General features: G+C 60.3%; 21 protein-coding genes and 1 pseudogene. 7 read left to right on the top strand and 15 right to left on the bottom strand.

Annotated features, from left to right (window positions below):
• Positions 1-61 precede the first annotated feature (61 nt).
• The 8 genes and pseudogenes from FOI68_RS11720 to FOI68_RS11755 all read right to left on the bottom strand — a co-directional run bounded on the left by FOI68_RS11720 (position 62) and on the right by FOI68_RS11755 (position 6,708).
• Complete coding sequence (locus FOI68_RS11720) at positions 62-1,027, bottom strand: ABC transporter ATP-binding protein (RefSeq protein WP_143863289.1); 966 nt, start codon at positions 1,025-1,027, stop codon at positions 62-64.
• Positions 1,028-1,039: 12 nt separating this feature from the next.
• Positions 1,040-1,828 (bottom strand): annotated as a pseudogene (locus tag FOI68_RS11725) (ABC transporter permease).
• A 1-nt stretch (position 1,829) separates the two neighbouring features.
• On the bottom strand, positions 1,830-2,609 hold the full coding sequence (locus tag FOI68_RS11730) for an ABC transporter permease (protein WP_143863290.1): 780 nt from the start codon (positions 2,607-2,609) through the stop codon (positions 1,830-1,832).
• Positions 2,610-2,899: 290 nt separating this feature from the next.
• Positions 2,900-3,664 carry a DeoR/GlpR family DNA-binding transcription regulator gene (locus tag FOI68_RS11735; protein WP_029100157.1) on the bottom strand — a complete coding sequence of 255 codons (765 nt, stop codon included), beginning with the start codon at positions 3,662-3,664 and terminating at the stop codon, positions 2,900-2,902.
• Between the two features lie 275 nt (positions 3,665-3,939).
• A complete protein-coding gene (gene rpmF, locus FOI68_RS11740; RefSeq protein WP_081656575.1) occupies positions 3,940-4,110 on the bottom strand; it encodes a 50S ribosomal protein L32 in 171 nt (56 codons plus the stop codon).
• Between the two features lie 138 nt (positions 4,111-4,248).
• A complete protein-coding gene (locus FOI68_RS11745; protein WP_143863291.1) occupies positions 4,249-4,764 on the bottom strand; it encodes a YceD family protein in 516 nt (171 codons plus the stop codon).
• A gap of 85 nt (positions 4,765-4,849) precedes the next feature.
• Positions 4,850-5,917, bottom strand: coding sequence for a SepM family pheromone-processing serine protease (locus FOI68_RS11750; RefSeq protein ID WP_143863292.1), 1,068 nt, complete (start codon positions 5,915-5,917; stop codon positions 4,850-4,852).
• The gene (locus tag FOI68_RS11755) at positions 5,914-6,708 is read right to left on the bottom strand and encodes a patatin-like phospholipase family protein (protein ID WP_029100154.1); all 795 of its coding nucleotides are present in this window, start codon (positions 6,706-6,708) and stop codon (positions 5,914-5,916) included. The genes FOI68_RS11750 and FOI68_RS11755 overlap by 4 nt, the downstream gene beginning before the upstream one ends.
• Before the next feature lie 220 nt (positions 6,709-6,928).
• Here FOI68_RS11755 and ylbJ point away from each other — a divergent pair, with 220 nt between their 5' ends.
• The gene (gene ylbJ, locus FOI68_RS11760) at positions 6,929-8,158 is read left to right on the top strand and encodes a sporulation integral membrane protein YlbJ (RefSeq protein ID WP_143863293.1); all 1,230 of its coding nucleotides are present in this window, start codon (positions 6,929-6,931) and stop codon (positions 8,156-8,158) included.
• A 4-nt stretch (positions 8,159-8,162) separates the two neighbouring features.
• On the opposite strand, the gene coaD is transcribed toward ylbJ, so the two are convergent.
• Entirely contained in the window at positions 8,163-8,648 is a 486-nt protein-coding gene (gene coaD / locus FOI68_RS11765; RefSeq protein WP_065066716.1) for a pantetheine-phosphate adenylyltransferase, read from the bottom strand.
• Positions 8,645-9,253: a 16S rRNA (guanine(966)-N(2))-methyltransferase RsmD gene (gene rsmD, locus FOI68_RS11770; protein WP_044899083.1), complete on the bottom strand. Its 609-nt coding sequence runs from the start codon at positions 9,251-9,253 to the stop codon at positions 8,645-8,647. The genes coaD and rsmD overlap by 4 nt, the downstream gene beginning before the upstream one ends.
• 381 nt (positions 9,254-9,634) lie before the next feature.
• Between rsmD and FOI68_RS23445 the strand changes: the two genes are divergently transcribed.
• Positions 9,635-9,778: a hypothetical protein gene (locus FOI68_RS23445; protein WP_176703238.1), complete on the top strand. Its 144-nt coding sequence runs from the start codon at positions 9,635-9,637 to the stop codon at positions 9,776-9,778.
• A 101-nt stretch (positions 9,779-9,879) separates the two neighbouring features.
• Here the strand turns inward: FOI68_RS23445 and FOI68_RS11780 are convergent, their stop codons facing one another.
• A complete protein-coding gene (locus tag FOI68_RS11780; RefSeq protein WP_255433446.1) occupies positions 9,880-10,362 on the bottom strand; it encodes a GNAT family N-acetyltransferase in 483 nt (160 codons plus the stop codon).
• Between the two features lie 90 nt (positions 10,363-10,452).
• Positions 10,453-10,812, bottom strand: a complete 360-nt coding sequence (locus FOI68_RS11785) for a hypothetical protein (protein ID WP_143863295.1) — start codon at positions 10,810-10,812, stop codon at positions 10,453-10,455.
• Positions 10,813-10,946: 134 nt separating this feature from the next.
• Between FOI68_RS11785 and ku the strand changes: the two genes are divergently transcribed.
• On the top strand, positions 10,947-11,873 hold the full coding sequence (gene ku / locus FOI68_RS11790; protein WP_143863296.1) for a non-homologous end joining protein Ku: 927 nt from the start codon (positions 10,947-10,949) through the stop codon (positions 11,871-11,873).
• A gap of 43 nt (positions 11,874-11,916) precedes the next feature.
• Positions 11,917-13,053: a cation:proton antiporter gene (locus FOI68_RS11795; RefSeq protein ID WP_029100149.1), complete on the top strand. Its 1,137-nt coding sequence runs from the start codon at positions 11,917-11,919 to the stop codon at positions 13,051-13,053.
• Here the strand turns inward: FOI68_RS11795 and FOI68_RS11800 are convergent.
• Both FOI68_RS11800 and FOI68_RS11805 read right to left on the bottom strand, forming a co-directional pair.
• Entirely contained in the window at positions 13,050-14,531 is a 1,482-nt protein-coding gene (locus FOI68_RS11800; RefSeq protein WP_185973931.1) for a YcdB/YcdC domain-containing protein, read from the bottom strand. The two genes, FOI68_RS11795 and FOI68_RS11800, sit on opposite strands and share 4 nt — an antisense overlap.
• 154 nt (positions 14,532-14,685) lie before the next feature.
• Positions 14,686-15,564 carry a cation diffusion facilitator family transporter gene (locus tag FOI68_RS11805; RefSeq protein ID WP_029100147.1) on the bottom strand — a complete coding sequence of 293 codons (879 nt, stop codon included), beginning with the start codon at positions 15,562-15,564 and terminating at the stop codon, positions 14,686-14,688.
• A 436-nt stretch (positions 15,565-16,000) separates the two neighbouring features.
• On the opposite strand from FOI68_RS11805, the gene thiC reads away from it, so the two are divergent.
• The 3 genes from thiC to FOI68_RS11815 all read left to right on the top strand — a co-directional run bounded on the left by thiC (position 16,001) and on the right by FOI68_RS11815 (position 19,133).
• Positions 16,001-17,782 (top strand): phosphomethylpyrimidine synthase ThiC, encoded by a 1,782-nt coding sequence (gene thiC / locus FOI68_RS11810; protein ID WP_143863298.1) that lies wholly within the window; start codon positions 16,001-16,003, stop codon positions 17,780-17,782.
• Between the two features lie 51 nt (positions 17,783-17,833).
• Positions 17,834-18,004: a hypothetical protein gene (locus FOI68_RS23450; protein ID WP_162836737.1), complete on the top strand. Its 171-nt coding sequence runs from the start codon at positions 17,834-17,836 to the stop codon at positions 18,002-18,004.
• Between the two features lie 178 nt (positions 18,005-18,182).
• The gene (locus FOI68_RS11815; protein ID WP_143863299.1) at positions 18,183-19,133 is read left to right on the top strand and encodes an ATP-dependent DNA ligase; all 951 of its coding nucleotides are present in this window, start codon (positions 18,183-18,185) and stop codon (positions 19,131-19,133) included.
• 7 nt (positions 19,134-19,140) lie between these two features.
• Here FOI68_RS11815 and FOI68_RS11820 read toward each other — a convergent pair whose 3' ends face one another.
• A complete protein-coding gene (locus FOI68_RS11820) occupies positions 19,141-20,499 on the bottom strand; it encodes a GerAB/ArcD/ProY family transporter (protein WP_143863300.1) in 1,359 nt (452 codons plus the stop codon).
• Positions 20,500-20,503: the final 4 nt, after the last annotated feature.

Genomic DNA, 20,503 nt, shown 5'->3' on the forward strand with positions numbered 1-20,503 from the left:
AAGCAGCGGAATGACAAGCGAAGATCGCCGCAGTCGGCAAAAACGGGAAAGATGTCCCCCGTCAATAGATGCGCTTGATCACCTCTTCGATGCTCGGCTCGTTCATGCGGATGTCCAGCGGCTCTCCCCACTTGGCCACTTCCGCCAGCAGGCGGGGGGACGAGGTTTTTCCCTTGTCGAAATACACCGTCACTTCGCTGCCGCTCCGTTCGATCCGCTCCACGCCTTCCGGAAGCGGGATGTCGCTGGGTGGTGTGCGATACTCCACGTGAATCACGCTGGGCAGCCCGATTTGCGCCCGCAGGTCGGCGAGGCTTCCGTCCATGATTGTTTTCCCGTGGTTGATGACGATGATCCGGTCGCAGAGCTGCTCGATGTCGTCCATGTCGTGCGTCGTCAGCACAATCGTTTTTCTCCGGCTCCGGTTTATTTCTCGGAGAAATCCGCGGATGCGCGTCTTGGCTACCACATCCAGCCCGATCGTCGGCTCGTCCAGAAACAGGATGGGCGGATCGTGCAGGAGCGCGGCGGCCAGGTCGGCCCGCATCCGCTGTCCCAGCGACAGCTTGCGGACGGGTGTGTCAAAAAACTCGTGCAGGTCTAATAGGTCGTGAAACAGCTCCACGGCCCGCCGGTAACGAACGTCGTCCACCTTGTACATCGCCTGCAGGATGTCAAACGAGTCGCGGACGGGCAGATCCCACCAGAGCTGAGTCCGCTGGCCAAAGACGACGCCGATCCGACCGGCCACCTGGATTCGCTGGGTCTGCGGACTGTACCCCGCCACCCGGATGCTGCCGGCGGACGGATGGAGAATGCCGGCCAGCATTTTGATCGTCGTCGATTTCCCCGCTCCGTTCGGCCCGATGTACCCGACGAACTCTCCCTCGCCGACGGTAAAGGAGATGTCGTCCACCGCTTTCCGCTCCACCCGCTCGCGGCTGAACAGCGCGCGCAGCGAAACCAGCGGCCCCGTTTTGGGCGCGGGGAGAAAAAACGATTTGCTGACGTTTCTCGCTTCAATCATCTCGCATCCCTCCTAGCTTCCCGTACTGTGATAGCCGCGAATGCCCCTGTTCCAGAAGCGCACCGCGACAAACACCGACGCCGCCGCGACCAGCGGCGTCAGGAGCGGATCATACCAGTCTCCGCCCTTGCCGAGAAGGTAGCGCATCGGCACGTAGTTGACAAAGGCGACCGGGATTACGGAAAAGAACAGCCCCTTCAGCCACCCCGGATAAAGACTGACGGGATAGTTGGACGCGTTGGCCGGGGCGTAGAGGGTAAACGTCTGCAGGTCCTTGGTCTGGTGCGTCCAGAAGCAGAGGGTCGCGGTCGCAAGCGAGAGGGCAAAAAAGATCGCGCTGCCCGCCAGCAGCGCCACGGGCGCGTACAGCACGACGTCCCACACCGGCTTCCCCTGCGCGTGCAGCCCGGCGACGGCGACGCCAAAAACAGCCAGCCCCTACACGATCCCGCCGATGCGCCCCAGCTCCAGGTTTCGCGTCAGCAGCAGCGCGAGCGGCGAGAGGGGGCGGATCAGCAGTTGATCCAGTTCGCCCTGCAGCACATACCGTTCAAACTCGTGCAGTTCCGGCGCGAACAGCCGGTAGAGGGACACCGCCGACGACGAAATGGCGTACAGCACGCCCACTTCATGCACATTCCACCCGCTGACGTGGTCGAACCGCAGGAGGATGGCGGAGAGCACGAGAAAATCAAGGACCATGATCATCCCGGTCGTTGCCGCTGTCGTCAAAAAGTGGAGCTTGTACTGCATCTGGGCCCGGATGCTGGCACCAATCAATCGCAGGTACAGTCGAATCATGCTACCCTCCTTGGATTTCGATTTTGCGCCGGGCCTGCTTGGTCACCCGGAGGGCCAGCAGCGTCAGCGCAAGCGCCCAGGCGGCCTGCACCGCGATGCCGGTCGGCGGCGCCATTTCCAGATAGGTCCCCACGGGCTGGTAAAGCACCCCGGCGAACGGCAGATACGGGGCGATCTCCCCCAGCACGCCCGGCAGCAGATCGACGGGGATCATCTGTCCGCCGATGCCGAGCACAAGCGACATGAGAATGTAGTGAGCCCAGCGGATTTCCGTCGTCCAGAAGGAGGTGATCCCGACCAGGTAAAAGAGGAGCAGTCCCAGATAGACGGCCAGGCACAGGGACAATGCGGTCCACAGCCAGACAGCCGGATGCGTTGGCAGCCGGAATCCGACCGCGATCCCCAGGACAAGGCCGATGGGCACGCTGCGGAAACAGGCGTTGTAGGCGATTCTGCCCAGCTCGTGACTGAGGACGTAGAGCATGTAGTTGACCGGCCGGATCAAATCCAGGCTGACGGCACCGCTTCTCACTCCCGACTGAATGCCCAGTCCGGGGGAAAGAAACACGCTCACCCACAGCACGCATTGACACAGGCTGATGTAGGCGGCCATCGTCCGGATGTCGTACGGGCTGCTCGCTTCCTTTCCCGCCAGCACCCCCGCCCAGATGGCGATGTAGACCAGCCCGAAGATCGCGCTTGCCAGATTGTTGACCAGATGTGACAGACGATACTGAAGATTGCGTCGATAACTGCTGCGGACAATGCGCCAGTAAACCATCCGATCCCCCCTCGACACAGCGTCGGCGGCTTGCAAACAAATGTGAAGCCTTCACAGAGAGTCAGAGGAACGATTTTACCAACATGAGGAAAAGGTGTCAACGGGAAATGCTGCGGAGGACGAATCTTCCCAACTGCGAACGGAATGATTTCTGTCGAAGCCCTGCGGAGATGAATCCATGGAAAAGGGAAGCCCCGTAAGAGAGCTTCCCTTGATAAATTTGCCTGCTGTCACGCTGGTTCACCCGATCACGCCAGCCAGACAAAGTTTATCCCCGCCTGCAGTCCGATTCATTCCGAACCGGTTACGATCAGTTCCACTTCATGGACGCGGAGCGCCTCGGCGATCTCCTGTTCGGGGGCGCGGTCCGTCACGATCAGATCAATCCGGCCCAGGTCGGCGATCCGGTACAGCATGCTGCGCCCAAACTTGGAATGGTCGGCGAGAACGATTACCTGGTCCGCCCGCTTCATCATTTCCTTGATGAGAAACCCGTGCTCCTCCGAGGTGGAAACCAGCCCCGACGCCGTTATTCCACAGGCGCCCACGAGCAGTTTGTCCACATGGTAATCGGCGAGCATCTCCACCGCTCTCGAGCCGTACACGTACCGTCCTTCGGCGTGTACGTCTCCGCCCAACTGCTTTACTTGGATGCCTGGTCGTCCAGCCAAGAGCGCAGCCGTTTCAAACGAATTGGTAATGACCACATGGCCCGTCGTTTTCATGCATTCCGCTGCAAACTGGACAGTGGTGGAGGCATCCATCAGCAGGTAGTCCCCGTCTTTCATGAGGCGGGCGGCCGCCTCGCCGATCTTCCGCTTCCCGCTTACGTCCATCTGCAGCCGTTCCTGGTAGCTGTAGTCCTTCTTGGAGAGCGTTGGCAGGATCGCGCCGCCGCGCGTCCGCAAGATGGCTCCCCGCTCCTCCAGCTTGACGATGTCGCGCCTGGCCGTATCGCGGGATACGCCGAAGTGTTCCACAATCTCCTGCACGCTGATGCGCCGATGTTGTTCCAGATGCCGCATAATCGCGGCCAGCCTCTCTTCCTGATACATCCAGGGTTCAACTCCGTCCATTCGTCGGCCTTATTCTTCTACTTTCATTGTAAGCGATGTACGGCAAACACACAAGTAAAAACAAGTGTTTGTAAGTAAATATAAGCGATATTACTCGGAACGTGGATGTTTTTCCGCGTTTTCAAGGAGACCTTGTGCGGAATCGGGCATGGACCTCGCGCGAATACGGGGCATGAACGACAAGAGCCGGGACCTCCGGCTTCTCCCGTCCCCCAAAATGAAAAAAGCAAGGTGATTTCTCACCCTGCTTTTTCTTACTTCGCTACTTTTACACCTTTATAGTGTCCGCAGCTCGGGCAAACGCGATGCGCAAGCTTGTATTCGCCACAGTTATCGCATTTGATCATGCCTGGAATCTCTAATTTGAAGTGCGTACGACGCATTCTTTTACGGGTTTTGGAAGTTCTCCGCTGAGGTACTGCCATCTTCCTTACACCTCCTTCAACTGGCAAATGCTAAGAAGCTCTATTGGGTGGATGGTAAAGGCGCGAACGCTTCCGCCATCCTTCAAAAATGAGACGCTCGATCGACGGATCGGCTGTCCCATCTTGAAAACATAAGCATTACTTGCTGTCTTTGAAGAAGTCAGCCAGTCCGGCCAAACGCGGATCGATCCGCTCGTTTTTGCACCCGCACGCCTGCTCGTTCCGATTCACTCCGCACGTGGGACACAGTCCTTTGCAGTCTTCTTCGCACAGGGGAAAGGCGGGCATGGCGAGCAGGAAATCTTCCTGCAGCAGCGGGTCCAGTTCGATCTCGTCGCCTTCCAGCGGCAGAATGTCGCTTTCTTCGTCCTCTCCCTCCGCTGAATCGGCGGAGGCGAAGGTTTCCGCAAAAGGCACGGCCGTGTGCCGGGTAAAAGGCTTCAGGCATCGCGCGCAGACAAAGTCCACGTCCGACTTCATCTCGCCTTTCACGTAATAGAGGTTGCCCAGCTTGGCTGCCTCGCCGCTCGCTTCGACAGGGGTCAGCCCGCGAATCTCCTGATGGCGGCGCTTCAGCTCGTCGGCGTCCAGCGTCAGCCGAAACGGCAGCGGCTCACCTTTTCGATGGTCCAAATCGCTTACTTTGATGTTCACACCTTTTCACCTCAAGCACAACAAGGATGATTATAGCCTTTGCCCTTTGCTTTGTCAACCAATTTTCCTTGACAGCTCATCCGCATTACGAGCCTTTCGGTTTTTGCGCCTTGAGGAAAGCCAGCGCGTCGTCCACGGTTTTGACCGGGACCACCCGCATCCGGGACCCGATCCGCTTGGCCGTCGCCAGCGCTTCCTGGTAATTGGACACCGGCCCCTCGGCGTCGTCCGGCGCAAAAAAGATGTCGGCTCCCGCCTGGTCCGCGGCCACGACCTTGTGGTTGATGCCGCCGATTCGGCCAACCGAACCGTCCGGCGAGATCGTACCGGTCCCGGCGATCTTGTATCCCCGCGTCAGGTCGATCTCCTTGTTCAACTGGTCGTAAATCTCCAGCGTCATCATCAGCCCCGCCGACGGGCCGCCGATGCCTTGGGCAGTGATGCTGACCCGCTTCGGGACGATGATCTCTTGTTTGTTGTCGGGACGGATGCCGAGGCCGGGCGTTTTGGAATCAGGCAGCGGTGCCAGGGCCAGCTTGCGCTTTTCCTCCCTGCCGTCGCGGATCAGCGTCACTTCCACCTGGTCGCCCGCCTTTTTGGTCGACAGGTAGTGGAGCAGATCCTTGGCTTCGCGCGTCGGTCGGCCGTCCACCGCCACGATCACGTCGCCGATCTGCAGCACGTTTTTCGCCGGCATGCCCTCGATCGTGCCCATCACCCAAACGCCCTGGTTCTCGATCTTCACATCGTATCCGGCCAGGCGGAACGCGACGGCTTCCGCGATCTTCTGGGAGTTGTCCATCACGGCCAGCTCCCGTCTCGTAAAGTCTTCGTTGCTCTCGCCGCTGCCGACTACCAGTTCCTTTTTCATCAGCTCCGCGTCGGGAGACAGATGGGCGTAGAGATACCAGGCGAGATTGGCCTCTCCCATCCTGACCGTCGTCAACATGAACGCCCCTGTTTCGTCCTTCTTCCCGCCCTCGACGTCAATCATCGGGGCCAGTTCAATGGCGGAACCGGGCCGCGTCACATAGTACGGAGTCGGCACGAAAAACACCATCCCCAACAGGACGACGGCCAGCACAAACAGCCAGGGAATGGAATGTGCCCCCCGGCCCGTCCGGTTGCGCGTAATCAGCCTCTCCTCACTCATTGCTTTGCCTCCCAGTCGGCGATCAATTCCTTGATCCGTTCCACAGAGTCCAGTCCGGCGCGTTCGCCGAGTGCGATAATCTCCTCCACGCCGGTGTACGCGATACTGCTATAGTGTCCAACATCGGGACGGATTACGAGATCGGCAGCCAAAATCTGATGCCGCAGAATCTCCCGCTCCATGACGTCGATCGTCTGGGCGATCACGTCAAAAATCGTGGTGACCTTCATCGGCGTGTCAAACTGGGCGACATCGACGGCGATGACGAGATCGGCCCCCATGTCGCGAATGACCGTGATCGGCACCCGATCGATGACCCCGCCGTCCACCAGCAGGCGGTCTCCCACCCGTTCGGGCACAAAAATGCCCGGGATGGAAATGCTCGCCCGAACGGCCTGATCCACCGGTCCCTCCCGAAAGACGACTCGTTCCCCCGTCTCGATGTCGGTGGCGACGACAGCCAGCTCTTTGGGCAGTTCTTCGATGCGCTTGCCATGGGTCAGCAGGCGGATCAACTGCTTGATTTTTTCGCCCGCGACGAAACCCAGACTGGGAACGGTCAAATCCAGCCAATGTTTTCGCTTCAGGTTCAGCGCCAGTTTTTCCATCATGTGAGGCTCGATGCCGTTGGCGTACACGGCGGCGATCAAGCTGCCCATGCTGCTTCCGGCCAGCATGTCAACTTCGATGCCGTTTGCCTCCAGTGCCTTCAGCACACCGATGTGGGCAAAGCCGCGGGCTCCTCCCGAGCCGAGCGCCAGTCCCACTTTCGGTTTGCGCGTTGTTCCCATGCGCCACTCCCCCTCTCACAAACGTATGCAGGGTACCGCCGATCCTTTCGGACAAAGCAGACGGGCGGAGCATAGTTTTTGGTTCGGTCACGTAGACATGTACTATCTCGGCCGGTCGCCGGTCTTGCCACGCCGCCCATGAGCGCTGCGGCACCGCCATCGCCGGCTGCAGGGCCCGCCGGGGTTTCCCATTGCTCATTCGCTGGTATAGGAGGTAGCTATGTCGCGCCGCTCTCCGTTTCTTACGCTGCTGTTCGCCTTGTCGGCGATTGCCCTCGTCGTCATTTTGGTGTCGCACCCGCAGACGTCGTTTGAGGCGGCGCTCCGCGGCTTGAAAATCTGGTGGGAGGTGGTGTTTCCTTCCACCCTGCCCTTTATCGTTCTCTCCGAGATTCTGATGGGCGTCGGTGTCGTCCACTTCGCCGGCGTCCTCCTGGAACCGCTGATGCGTCCGCTCTTCAACGTACCGGGGACGGGCGGCTTCGTCCTGACGATGGGCTTTGCCTCCGGCTATCCCGTAGCGGCCAAGCTGACGACCCGCTTGCGGGAACAGGGCAGCGTGACCCAGGCGGAAGGAGAACGGCTCGTGTCGTTTACCACGACAGGGGACCCGCTTTTCGTCATCGGCGCGGTCGCCATCGGCTTTTTTCACAGCGAGCAGATCGGGGTCGTCCTCGCGTTCAGCCATTATGTCTCAGCCGTCCTGATCGGGCTCATGTACCGCTTTTACGCACCGTACGCTCCCTTGAGCAAGCCGCTGGAAAAAAACAGGCTTCCCCTGCCGCTCCGCGCGCTGCAGGCGATGCATCGGGCGCGTCTGCGCGACCGCCGACCGTTTGGCCGGCTGATGGGGGAAGCGGTCCAGTCCGCCCTGCACACCCTGTTGATGATCGGCGGCTTCATTATCGTCTTTTCCGTCCTGATTCAGCTTTTCGCCACCATCAACCTGACCCGGTTTCTCAGCAGCCTGCTGGCGGTGCTGCTCGGTCCGCTCGGTCTGCCGCCCGCCCTCTCCAACGGGATCATTGCCGGTCTCTTCGAGGTCACGCTTGGCGCACAGGCCGCGAGTGAAGTCCCCGCATCCGTCCCGATGATCTGGCAGGCGGCCATCGCCAGCGCGGTCATCTCCTGGGGCGGCTTGAGCGTGCATGCTCAGGTGGCCAGCATCCTCGGCCAGACGGATCTCAGGGTGGCGCCGTACCTGCTCGCCCGCGCGATTCACGCGGCCCTTTCGGCGGCGCTCACCTTTTTGGCGTGGGAACCGCTCACCGCATCTTCCTGGTTCAGGGGAAGCAGCGTCCCGGTCTTTCTGCCGTCCACGTCCGGGATTCCGGTCATGGACTGGTGGGATACCCTGCTTCACTCCGGACTGATCGCCGTCGTGATTCTCGCCGCATTGGCCCTGCTCAGCCTGCTCGTGCGCCTCGCCAGCAGGCACCAACCGCATTGATCGCTCAGGATTGTGCGGCAAACTTGGCGCGCAGCGCACGCTCCACGACGGGCGGCACCAGGTCGCTCACGTCGGCGCCGTACCGGGCCAGTTCCTTGACGATGCTGGAACTGAGAAAGGAATAGCGATGGCTCGTCATCATGAACAGCGTCTCGACATGATCATCCAGCTTCTTGTTGATGGAAGCCATCTGCATCTCGTACTCAAAATCGCTGACGGCCCGCAGTCCGCGAATCACCGCCCGCGCCTGACGCTGGCGGACGTAGTCGATCAAAAGGCCGTTGAAGGATTCCACTTCCACGTTGGCCAGGCCGGCCGTCGCCTCGCGCAGCAGTTCGATGCGTTCTTCCACACTGAACAGGGACTGTTTCTTGGCGTTGATCAACACCGCGACGATCACCTTGTCAAAGATTTTGGCCCCGCGGGAGATGATGTCGAGGTGTCCGTTCGTCACGGGATCAAAACTGCCTGGGCATACTGCGATGGTCATGAGATGGATGCCTCTCCTTCCGACGCCGTTTGCTCGGCGTGATGGTGTTCTTCCAGCTCGTGGGCATAGAGCGTGACCGTCGTCTCCCCGTAGGTGGCGACGCGCTCCACTACACAGCGGCCAATCGTTTCCGGCAGGCGGATGGCGCTGTCGTGTTCCGCCACGATCCACGCCCCGTCCGCAAGCAGTCCCAATTCCTGCATGACACGGAGGTCTTCGGCAATGTTTTGCTGGGCGTACGGCGGGTCGAGAAAGACCAGGTCAAACGCGACGCCGCGTTTCCCCAGTGCCTTCAGCGCCCGGGAAGCATCCGTGCGGTACAGCTCGGAACGGTCTTCCAGCCGGCAGGCGGCGATGTTTTGCTTGACGACCGCATGCGCTTTTGCGTCCCGTTCCACGAAAACGGCCCGTTCCGCTCCCCTGCTGAGCGCTTCGATCCCCAGCCCGCCGGTTCCGGCATAGAGATCCAGGGCCCAGCCGCCGGAAAAGTACGGGCCGATCATATTGAAAATGGATTCCTTCACCTTGTCGGTCGTGGGCCGCGTGCCTTTGCCGGGGACGGCCAACAGCCTGCGCCCCTTGTGTTCACCTGCGATGACTCGCATAATGCCTCACCTTTGTATGTATGGAGAATGAGAATGATTTCATACTAACACAACCGGTCTGCCGCGTAAAATTGTGCCGTGGAAAAAAATTGCGCCGTCCATGTATAAGAGCTGGAAGGTCTGGCAAAGAATATGGATAGCGACGCAACGGTGTCGCTGACAACCGCGGAGAAGACTTACGTTTCCCCATAAGCTCTTCCTCCGGTTTCTCCTCTCCCATAATTGAAAGGCGGTTTACTTTGGCGCGCTGCGTGTCTGATAGGAACATGCCGTGCCCAATCTCCCTTGGGGAGAAGTTAAACCGCTGCCTCATCGCCAATGGCGGTGGGGTATTTTTTTGTGTTCCGGGCGGCACACTATTCGAAAAAGGAGGCGGACCCCATGGCAGAAAAACGGCCGTCGAAGCAAAAACAGGAAGCCTCTGCCGCCCAGTCCCTCGCCGACCGCACAGGCGTCGGCACGGAAGCGGCGCGCCGCATGCAGTCGGAAGCCGACCAGTCTGATGTGACCAAACACGGGCAGTAAATGACGGAAAGCCAGCCGTGATGAGAAACGGCTGGCTTTGTATCGGAATCGGCTGGATGATGAAGCAGCGCAACCGGGGATGTGCCTTGCGCCGGGCGTTGTCAGGACTGTTCCCACGCGTAAACGTGCACCTGTTTCTCCCTGATGACAATCTCTTTTTCCCGGAACATTCCGATCTTTTGGGCAACTCGTACGGATGCGGCGTTTCCCGGTTGAATCAGGCAGATCAATCTCCTCAGCCCTTTCGCCGCTGCCGCGTACTCGCGAAACGCTCTCGCCGCTTCGGACGCGTAGCCGTTTCCCCAGTATTCCTTCGCCATCCAGTAACCGATCTCCGTCTCCGGCTTCCCGTCCACCGTCTGCGGCACCAGTCCCGCATGGCCGATGGGCCGCATATCCTGTTTCCGTACCGCCACCATCAGCCCCAGGCCGGAAGCGTAGGACCGCTGCACCCAATCGTAAAAGCGGGCGACCTCTTCATCCGTTCTCGGCCTGCCGTGCCCGATGAAGCGGACCACGTCCGGGTCTTTCAGCAGACGGGCAAGAAAAGGAAGATCGTCCGGGCAATACGGGCGAAAAAACAATCGGTCGGTTCCAGCATGCGAAATAACACTCCTCCTGTTATGGCCGGGCGTGCACCTCCCCTGCTCACCGCGATGTGCAGGTGGGCGCTGTTACTGGTTGGCCACCGCTTTTTTGAGCAGGCGAATATCCGTGTCGTGCTCTTTCACCAATTCCTGCAAATCGCGAATGACGCCCTCCGACTCCGTGTTACGAGCGACCTGCGCTTTGATCAGCACCACCTGGTCCTTGATCTCGCGCACGTCGCTTTCGATGATGTCCAAGCGGTGCTCAAACCGGTCCATTCGCTGCTCAAACCGGTCCATTCGCTGCTCAAGCCCGCCCATTCGCTTCTCAAGCCCGCCGATCCGCTGCTCAAGCCCGCCCATTCGCTGCTCAAGCCCGCCGATCCGTTCGTCCAGCCCTCTCAACTGCTGCCCCAATCCCGCGATCATGCTTTTCAGCTCGTCCATCGCTCTTCCCCCTTTTGCTTTCACTGTACAAAAAGAAAGCATGCCTTGTCGAGTAAAATGACCTGCATTTTCCTCCCGCTCGCTGACTCGTAGTGCAAATACTACGGACAGCAAACCCTGACAGGAGGTCTGACATGCACACGGTCTGGAAAGGTTCGATCAGCTTTGGTCTGGTCAATATCCCGGTGCGGATGCATACCGCGACGGAAGAGCGGGACATCCGCTTTCGCCAGCTTCACAGCGAGTGCCACACGCCGATCAAGTACGCCAAAATGTGCCCGCACTGCCAGCGGGAAGTGGACGCGTCGGAGATCGTGCGGGGATTTGAATACGAAAAGGGCAACTTCGTGATCATTCGCGACGAGGATCTGGAAGCGATTGCCCCGGAAACGCGGAAAGCGATCGAGATCCTCGATTTTGTCGATCTGAACGAAATCGACCCGGTTTACTTTGACAAAAGCTATTTTCTCTCCCCCCAGGACACCGGAGAAAAAGCGTACGCCCTGCTCCGGGCAGCGATGGAAGAAACGGGGAAAATTGCCGTTGCCCGCGTGACGATGCGCAACCGCCAAAGTCTGGCGGTGGTCCGGCTGTACGAACACTGCATCATGCTGGAAACCATCTTTTATCCCGACGAGGTTCGCCCCGTCTCACAGGTGCCGTCGCTTCCCGAAGCGGACGTCCCGCTGGCTGACAACGAGCTGAAGATGGCGGCGGAGCTGATCCGCAACATGACGACGCCGTTTGATCCGGCCAAGTACAAAGACGAATACCGCAGCCAACTGCAGGCGATGATCGAGAACAAGCGGAAAGGAGAGGAAGTGGCTGTCGCTCCGGCGGCTCCACGCGCCAACGTGATCGATTTGATGCAGGCGTTGAAGGAGAGTCTCGCCGCAACCGGCGGCGCGTCTGCTCCCGCCAAGCTGGAGCCGGAGCCGACGCCGGCCGCGCCCGCCAAAAAACGGACGGCGGCGGGCAAAGAGCCCTCTCAGGAGCCGGCCGCCGGCGCCACCACGACGACCACCAAGAAACTGAGGCGCAAAAAGGCGAAGTCGTCCTGATCCGCTGCATGTCCGTATTCCCTAGTAGAAAGGATGAGCGAACGTGCTCTTCTCCCTTCAAGTGTTCATCATCCTGCTGGTGACCAAGCTGGCCGGCGAGTACAGTGTGCGCCTGGGGCAGCCGGCCGTCCTCGGCAAGCTGCTCAGCGGCATCCTGATTGGTCCGGCCGTGCTGGGGGTAATCGAGCGTACGGAAGTGCTGCATGAGCTGAGCCAGGTAGGCGTCCTGCTTCTCATGTTCCTCGCAGGATTGGAAACCAATCTGGACGATTTGCGCAGGAACCGGAACGCCTCCGTGGCCGTTGCCGTCGGCGGGATGCTGGTACCGTTTGCAGGCAGCTATCTGGCTGCCCGTTTTTTTGGCCTGGAGCCAATCAACGCAGTCTTTCTCGGCCTGCTGCTGTCGGCCACATCGGTAAGCATCTCGGTCCAAACCATAAAGGAGCTGGGCAAGCTGCACACGCGCGAAAGCACGACCATTCTCGGCGCGGCGATTGTGGACGACATTCTGGTGGTCGCAGCCCTGGCGATCCTGATGAGTGTTCTCGGCGGCGCGGAAACGCCACTGCTTCTCGTCCTCGGCAAGAAAGCGGCGTTTTTTGCCGTCATCATCCTGCTGGGCTGGAAGGTTGTCCCCTGGGTGATGAAAAAGCTGGCCCCATTGCGCGTGGAAGAGGCGGTGATCAGCGCCGGGTTGATCGTGTGCTTCTTTTTTGCCTGGCTGGCCGAATCCCTGGGCGTGGCTGGCATCATCGGCGCGTTTGCCGCCGGACTGTCCATCTCCCGGACCGATTTCAAGGAGGCGGTGGAACACAAGTTGGAACCGATCGCCTACGCGATCTTCGTGCCCGTCTTTTTCGTCAGCATCGGGCTGTCCGTATCGTTTGCAGGTATCGGTGGCCAGGTGTGGCAGATCGTGGTTCTTTCCGTCATCGCCGTCCTGACGAAACTGGTCGGCGCCGGAGCGGGCGCACGTCTTACCGGTTTTTCCCGGCCGTCCGCCTTCGCCGTCGGCAGCGGCATGGTGTCGCGCGGGGAGGTGGCCCTGATTCTGGCCGCCATCGGTCTGGAGACAAAGCTGCTGCCGGCCGGCCAGTTTACGGCGCTGTTGATTGTGGTGATTGTGACGACCATGGTGACGCCGCCGATGTTGAAGCGCGCCTTTGCCAAAGCGCTCTAACCGTGCCGCCTTTCGCAAATCACCTCGCCGCTGCAGGCGTCAACGAGGCGGACCGGCAGTCCCGACTCCTTGTGAATGGCCGCATACTGCAGGCGGTAGAGGGACTGGCCGCCATCTCGGCACTGCTCCCACTGCAGGCGAAATACGGTTTCCTCCCGGAGACGACGCAGGGCTTCTCGAGGCGGCAGGGCGGGAATGATCGGCGCATGAATCAAGCCGTTTGGAGGCGCATCGAGCCCGGAAAAACGTTCGATCCGCCCTGTTGAGGAATGAACCGTGACGAAGAGGAACCCCGGTTCGCAGGGGATGCCGCCTCTTCGGACGCGAAACCGAAAATGTTCCCGTTCGCGGCGCTCGTCCCCTCCCTCGTCCGGGACATCCGATGCCAGTTCCAGCAGGGGCAGCAGTTCCGGCACCGCCCGCCGCAGGAAGGAAACGGCCCGCTCCAAACACTCCTCACGGGACAGGCGGAGCGTACCTGCTTCCTCTTCCCATCGCCAAAAGCTCAGCAAACGTCCCGTGTTCGCATCAAGCTGGGCCATGGCCGCACGTTCTTCCTGCCGCCTGAGGAAAAACTCTCCAATCGAGCGGTATGGGCGATCAGGCTCCTGCGAGACACGGTCGCGACGGCCCCAAACCACAGCCGTCTGGTTCTCCGCGGCGAACAACGCGGTCTGCTGAATGCGTTCGTAGTGGACAGGGTCAATCCCGATCAGTTCCTCCAGCGATTCGACGCCTTGTTCACAAGCTGAAACGGCTTCAGCCGACAGGGGGAGCCAGTTCACATCCTCTTCGTCCACCGCCGCTTTTGCCTGCGGGCCTGTTTCCGCCGAACATGTCAGGCAGACCGGCTCCGGTTCATACACCAGCCGCCACGTTCCTCCCCCGCCAGCGAATACGCTCTCCGGAAGCAGCTTCAGCACGAGCCTAAGCGTTACGTCGTTTTCCAGGAAACGCTCGCACACCGCCTCCCCCACCAACCGCGCGGGCGGTTCCGGCAGCGGCTGCACGCCGAAATAGGTAAAATCGGTCACCGCGCCGCTCCGATGCACCTTGACGCGGCAGCCTGACAGCGGCAGCGGCAATCCCAGCGCCTCCTGGCGAAAGTGAACCCAGATGCCGTTTTTTTCTGTGGTCACCGTCACGTGAGAGAATGCTTCCAGCGCCTTGGGATCGTGACTGGAAACGAACTGTTCCGCCCGCCGCCGTAATTCATCAACCGGCAGCACCGGGCGATGATCCCACTCATCGGGAACATCCTGCGTAAATTCAAGCAGCTTTCCCTCCGAACTGAACGTGACCGCAATCCCTTCCTCGCTGTCGGGCTTGACCCAGAGAAACGTGGCCTTCCCTTTTTTATGACGCCCCCCATCTTCGATCAGCAGCCGGTACGACGATGGGATGTCAAACAGTGACACCGCCCGCTTCCTTAGTCCGTCCAGCGCTGTCTCCATGTCTGCTGCAGCCTGTTTCCGCACGGTGCACAACCTCCTGAAACCTTTCGTTTTGTCTCCCTGATTGCCATGCTGATTGCCATGTTCATCCTGTTTCATCCACATTATACCAAAGACAGAAAGATGAAAAAAACCTGTCCCTTGCCCGCCTAACGGGCAGTGACAGGTTTTCGTGTCGTCAGCGCTGGGACCGTTCGTCCGGCTCGATGTGGATGTGCACGGCGTTGACGTTGTGTGCGGCCCTCATCCGCGCCTCGATATCCTCGGTGATCGTGTGGCTCTCCGTCACGTTCAGTCTGGGATCCACGTGAATCACGACATCGACCAGCACGCTGCTTCCGTGGTAGCGCGCCTTGATGTCCTTGATGTCCTTGACGCCGGGGATCTGGGCGATGGTGGAGCGCAGCGCTTCCAGTTCGCCGCGGTCAAACCCGTCCGTCAACCGGTGCGCCGCCTCGCGGAAAATGGACCACGCCGTTTTCAGGATGATCCCGCCCACCACGAGCGCGGTCAGCGGGTCCAGCCAATGCAGTTGGAACTGGGCGCCGGCCACTCCCGCAAAGGTGCCGACGCTGACCAGAGCGTCGGAGCGGTTGTCTTCCGCGGCAGCCATCAAGCCCTGGCTGTGGGTCGCCCGCGCGAGCCGCCGGTTGTAGCGGTAGACGCCGAACATGACGGCAGCGGTTGCCAGGGCGGTCCAACCGGCCAGCATGTCGGGCGCTTTCATCTCCGGGTTGAACAGCGAGGAGATCGCCCGGCTGAGGACTTCGATCCCGACCGCCAGCATGATGAAAGAGGCGACGAGGGCCGAAATGGTTTCCGCGCGAAAGTGGCCGTAGGGATGGTCGTGATCGGGCGGCTTTCGCGAAATGCGCAGGCCGATCAGCACGGCGACGGAAGCGACCACGTCGGTCGTGTTGTTCAGTCCGTCCGCCAGCAGCGCTTCCGAGCCTGCCGCAAGCGCCACCCCCACTTTCACCAGGGAGCAGCAGACATAGGCGATAATGCTGACCCACACTCCCCGTTCTCCCTGCTTCAGATTCGCGTACACATCCACCTGCATCACCTCAAGACTCCTTTTCACACGACCTTCATCGTACCAGACGACCCCCGAGTGGGTCTACAGAAACAGTTTTAGTCCGGGTCAGCATGATAGGGAGGAGGAAAATAAGTTGGACAGCTCCAAAACCTCTTGCCGGAATATTATGAAAGTGGTAAGCTGGTTCCGTACAACATTACACACATGCACGGGAGCTTGGGGAACCAGGCTGAGAGGATGGCTGATCCGCCGTCGACCGTTGAACCTGAACTGGGTAATGCCAGCGGAGGAATGTTCTTGACACCGAGAAACGGGGTGCGCGTCTGTTCGCGCACGCTCTTTCTTCAACTGCGTCTGGCGTCGCATGGTTCCATGCGGCGTTTTTTCGTGACGCGGCTTCTCCGCCTCCCGCAGGGTTCACGCCACGTGCAACCGTGACAAGGAGGTTTTTTTCATGTCCACTTCATCTTTCCCCTTCATCTCCGCATCGGCCGTCCCGCCGTTTCCGGGCAGCCGCAAAACGTACGTCCAGGGCTCCAGACCGGACATCCGCGTGCCGATGCGGGAGATTTCCCTGCAGCCGACCATCACCCCCAACGGCGAAGTGCCCAACCCGCCGCTGCGCGTCTACGACACCAGCGGGGAGTATACGGCACCCGACTACATCGCCGATATCCGCAAGGGGCTGCCCGCCCTGCGCAGCAGTTGGATCGCGGAGAGGGGCGACACCGAGGAATACGACGGCCGCGAGCGCAGGCCGGAGGACGACGGCTACCGGCACAACCGGGAGGGGGCGTCCGTCCCCGTCTTTCCCGCCAACGGACGCAGGCCGCTGCGAGCCCGCCAGGGACAAAACGTCACCCAACTGCACTACGCCCGCCGCGGCATCATTACGCCGGAGATGGAGTTTGTGGCGATCCGCGAGGGCGTCTCGCCTGAGTTCGTGCGTCGGGAAGTGGCCAGCGGCCGGGCGATCATCCCCGCCAACATCAACCATCCGGAGAGCGAACCGATGATCATCGGCCGCCATTTTCACGTCAAGGTGAACGCCAACATCGGCACCTCCGCCGTCACCTCCTCCATCGGCGAGGAAGTGGAAAAAATGATCTGGGCCGTCCGCTGGGGGGCCGACACGATCATGGACCTGTCCACGGGCAAACACATCCACACCACCCGGGAATGGATCATCCGCAACAGCCCGGTTCCGGTCGGCACCGTCCCGATCTACCAGGCGCTGGAAAAGGTGAACGGCAAGGCGGAGGAGCTGACCTGGGAGGTGTACCGTGACACGCTGATCGAACAGGCGGAGCAGGGGGTGGACTACTTCACCATCCACGCCGGCGTACTGCTGCGCTACATTCCGCTGACGGCCAAACGGGTGACCGGCATCGTCTCCCGCGGCGGTTCCATCATGGCCGCCTGGTGCCTGGCGCATCACCGGGAAAACTTTTTGTATACCCACTTTGAGGAGATTTGCGAGATTCTGAAAACGTACGACATCGCCGTATCGCTGGGAGACGGCCTCCGTCCCGGCTCCATCGCCGACGCCAACGACGAGGCCCAGTTTGCCGAGTTGGAAACGCTGGGGGAGCTGACCCGGATCGCCTGGAAGCACGATGTCCAGGTGATGATCGAAGGCCCCGGCCACGTGCCGATGCACCTGATCCGCGAGAACATGGAACGGCAGCTCACGGTGTGCCAGGAAGCCCCCTTCTATACGCTGGGGCCGCTTACCACCGACATCGCCCCCGGCTACGATCACATCACCTCCGCCATCGGAGCGGCCATGATCGGCTGGTTCGGCACGGCCATGCTGTGCTACGTGACGCCCAAGGAACACCTCGGCCTGCCCAACAAGGAAGACGTCCGCAACGGGCTGATCGCCTACAAGATCGCCGCCCATGCCGCCGACCTGGCCAAGGGACACCCGCGCGCCCAAGAGCGGGACGACGCCCTGTCCAAAGCGCGGTTCGAATTCCGCTGGAACGACCAGTTCAACCTGTCGCTTGACCCGGAGCGGGCCCGCGAGTACCACGACGAGACGCTCCCGGCGGAAGGGGCGAAAACGGCCCACTTCTGCTCGATGTGCGGACCCAAATTTTGCAGCATGAACATCACGCAGGAAATCCGCAAGTACGCGCAGGAGAACAACCTGACCGTGGAGACGGCCGTGGAACAGGGGCTGAAAGAGCAGGCGGACGCCTTCCGGAAACGGGGGAACCGGCTCTACACGTAGGCGGCGCTTCCCGGCGCCGCACGCGCACCTGCAAGACGAGGAGGAGATCGTGTGAACCAGGCGGAACAGCTTCTCGCGGAAGCAAAACGGCTGGAGGCCGAATGGCTGAGGGTGAAGCAGCAGTTGGCGAAGCTCCAGTCCGAGTGCGAACACGACTTTGCCGACGGCCCGCTGTCGATGACCTGCCGCAAATGCCTGTACGCTGAAAGCACGTACTACTGAACCGCAGCCGAGGCGATGAGACAGATGCCGCTCATCGCCTCTTTCGCTTGTTTGCCGCTCATGCGGAATCGGCACAGACTTCTCCGGCCAATTGGGGAACAATCATGATGAGGCCGATCCGGACGGCTCCCTTCGTTCCGTCCGGCGGCAAATCCCGTTTACGTGGATGAGGTGGAACATGAAACCGATTATCCCGATGGAGCCAGTGGCGAGCGACACCATACCCCGGGACCCGGGCTGGATTGCCCAGGTGAAATGGGACGGCGTTCGCGTCCTGACCTATCACGACGGCAGGAACGTACGGCTGTTCAACCGAAAGGGAAACGAGCGCACCCTGCACTACCCCGAAATAACGGATCTCGGCACGTACTGCCGAGCCGACTCCGTGATCCTGGATGGCGAGGTGATCGCGCTGGGAAGCGACGGCAAGCCCTCCTTTCACGAAGTGATGCGCCGGGACGGGATTCGCCGCATGCAGAACGTGCCCCGCATGCAGCAGACCGTGCCGATCACCTACATGATTTTTGACTGTCTGTATCTGAACGGGGAATGGATCAACCAACATTCCTTGCAGGACAGGCTCAGGCTGCTGGCCGAAACGATCGAACCGAACAGCCACGTTCAAGTGGTGTCGTCCCATGATAACGGCACCGCCCTGTTTGAGGTGATCCGGCAGCACGGCATGGAAGGCATCGTCATGAAGCGGCTGGATGCCCCCTATCTCATCGGCGCGAAAAAAGAGGTGTGGCTGAAGATCAAACACTACCGGGATGTGATTGCCGCCATTGGCGGTTTCACCTTGAACGGCGGGGTCGTCAACGCGGTGCTTTTGGGCCTTTACGATGAGAACGGCCGTTTTTGGTACATCGGCCACGCGGGAACGGGCAAGCTGTCCCGCCAGGAGTGGCGGGAGCTGACCGACAGGCTGATGCCTACGGTTATCCGCGAAAGACCCTTTGTGAACAAGCCCGAGCGTCATGCCGACGCGTTCTGGGTGAATCCCACGCTCACGGCCAAAATCAAGTACGCGGAATGGGCGGAAGGTCGTTCTCTTCGCCAGCCATCGATCCAGGCGATTGTGGACGTGCCGCCGCACGCCTGCAGGCTGGACAGGGAGATGATGAGATGACCCATCCCTACCGGTCTGCGGAGGCCGTTCCTTTCCCCTGCGTCTGCTTGTGTTTCAGGTGATTGATCGCCTGCATCTCCAGATAGGAGCTCACCAGCGCCGCCAGATAGCAGAAAAAATACGTCACGCCGCTGACCAGGCCGGCAAATCTGATCCGCTCCTCCAACCAGGCCCCGCCGACAATCGACACCACACACCCCATGAGCGCCAGCTTGTTGATCCAGGACCACGTCCGGAAACGCTTGTACTCTCTCGTATGGACGGGAAGCTCGTCCCGTTCGCCCCCCCGTTGGCGCAAGCGGGCTGCCGCGAACAGGAACGCCAGCAGGGGAAGCTGAATGATGATGGTGATTGCCGGCATGCCGTAGCTGATGAAGCGCAGCACGTCATCCGTTTTGGGAAACGACAGGAGCGAGGAGACCACGACAAACAAGCCGCACGGCCCGTTGCAGGCGGTGTAATGATGCTGGCCGGCAAACGATCCGACGCCGACGAGAAAGGCGATGTAGGTGACGACTACCTTAATCGTGAAGGCGGGAAACCAGATGCTGAACAGGATCACTTCCACGCGGTCCAGGAAGTCGGTAATGTGAATCTGCTGCACAAGCGTGTGGAGGGGGAAGCTCAAGCGGCTGGTGATCAGATACCCCATCACGCCCAACTGAATCACCATCAAGAGCGTGAGCGAGAACCCGGCGATTATCGCCCCGTGCTTCATCGCGGAATACAGCAGCCGGGAGTGGGAGATGGCATGCAGAAACGCGCCGAACAAAAAGATGTCGCCAAACATCCCGGACGCAATCAGATTACTGAGGCCGACCGCCGCAATCTTGCTCTCCAGCACCGGCTCCAGCCGCTCAACCGCATATTCGTTGCTCAGTGTAAAGTACAACAAGGTGGCGATGAGAAAAAAAACGGGGAAGTACATTTCATTGACGCGGGCAGCCACTTCGATGCTTGTTCGGCCGTAGTACATCAGCACCAGGACGAACACCAGGAGAATGATTTCCAGCGGCGTCCGGGGCAGCAGCGTCAAATGCAGGTAGAAGCTGACCCCCTTGATATCCGCCACGATCAGCAGCCAGAGGTAGAACAGCACGATGGCGTTTACGATTCCGCCGATCCACCTGCCCCCTATCAGAAAGATGATTTCAAACAGATTTTTTCCGGGGTAGGCCCGCGTCAGCCTCGCGAAGACCAGTGCCACCAGCATCGCGTAAAACGCCGGGATGATGTAGGCAAACCACGAGTCATTCTTGGCAATTTTGGCCAGCGTTTGCGGCTGACTGATCAACGCCCCCGTGATCAGGACGCTGCCAATCAGCCAGGCAATCTGCCGGTGGTTGATCACCTGTTTCTGAATCATAATG

It is taken from the genome of Brevibacillus sp. LEMMJ03 (genome assembly GCF_007197875.1).
Lineage (GTDB): Bacteria > Bacillota > Bacilli > Brevibacillales > Brevibacillaceae > Brevibacillus > Brevibacillus thermoruber.

What these genes read in the sequence shown, in the direction of transcription:
- FOI68_RS11755 (WP_029100154.1), bottom strand. Translation starts at nt 6,708, where the DNA reads ATGGGAACAACGCGCAAACCGAAAGTGGGACTGGCGCTCGGCTCGGGA.
- FOI68_RS11720 (WP_143863289.1), bottom strand. Translation starts at nt 1,027, where the DNA reads ATGATTGAAGCGAGAAACGTCAGCAAATCGTTTTTTCTCCCCGCGCCC.
- FOI68_RS11815 (WP_143863299.1), top strand. Translation starts at nt 18,183, where the DNA reads ATGAAACCGATTATCCCGATGGAGCCAGTGGCGAGCGACACCATACCC.
- FOI68_RS11750 (WP_143863292.1), bottom strand. Translation starts at nt 5,917, where the DNA reads ATGAGTGAGGAGAGGCTGATTACGCGCAACCGGACGGGCCGGGGGGCA.
- rsmD (WP_044899083.1), bottom strand. Translation starts at nt 9,253, where the DNA reads ATGCGAGTCATCGCAGGTGAACACAAGGGGCGCAGGCTGTTGGCCGTC.
- FOI68_RS11735 (WP_029100157.1), bottom strand. Translation starts at nt 3,664, where the DNA reads ATGTATCAGGAAGAGAGGCTGGCCGCGATTATGCGGCATCTGGAACAA.
- rpmF (WP_081656575.1), bottom strand. Translation starts at nt 4,110, where the DNA reads ATGGCAGTACCTCAGCGGAGAACTTCCAAAACCCGTAAAAGAATGCGT.
- FOI68_RS11820 (WP_143863300.1), bottom strand. Translation starts at nt 20,499, where the DNA reads ATGATTCAGAAACAGGTGATCAACCACCGGCAGATTGCCTGGCTGATT.
- ylbJ (WP_143863293.1), top strand. Translation starts at nt 6,929, where the DNA reads ATGTCGCGCCGCTCTCCGTTTCTTACGCTGCTGTTCGCCTTGTCGGCG.
- FOI68_RS11785 (WP_143863295.1), bottom strand. Translation starts at nt 10,812, where the DNA reads ATGGACGAGCTGAAAAGCATGATCGCGGGATTGGGGCAGCAGTTGAGA.
- coaD (WP_065066716.1), bottom strand. Translation starts at nt 8,648, where the DNA reads ATGACCATCGCAGTATGCCCAGGCAGTTTTGATCCCGTGACGAACGGA.
- FOI68_RS11730 (WP_143863290.1), bottom strand. Translation starts at nt 2,609, where the DNA reads ATGGTTTACTGGCGCATTGTCCGCAGCAGTTATCGACGCAATCTTCAG.
- ku (WP_143863296.1), top strand. Translation starts at nt 10,947, where the DNA reads ATGCACACGGTCTGGAAAGGTTCGATCAGCTTTGGTCTGGTCAATATC.
- thiC (WP_143863298.1), top strand. Translation starts at nt 16,001, where the DNA reads ATGTCCACTTCATCTTTCCCCTTCATCTCCGCATCGGCCGTCCCGCCG.
- FOI68_RS23445 (WP_176703238.1), top strand. Translation starts at nt 9,635, where the DNA reads ATGGCAGAAAAACGGCCGTCGAAGCAAAAACAGGAAGCCTCTGCCGCC.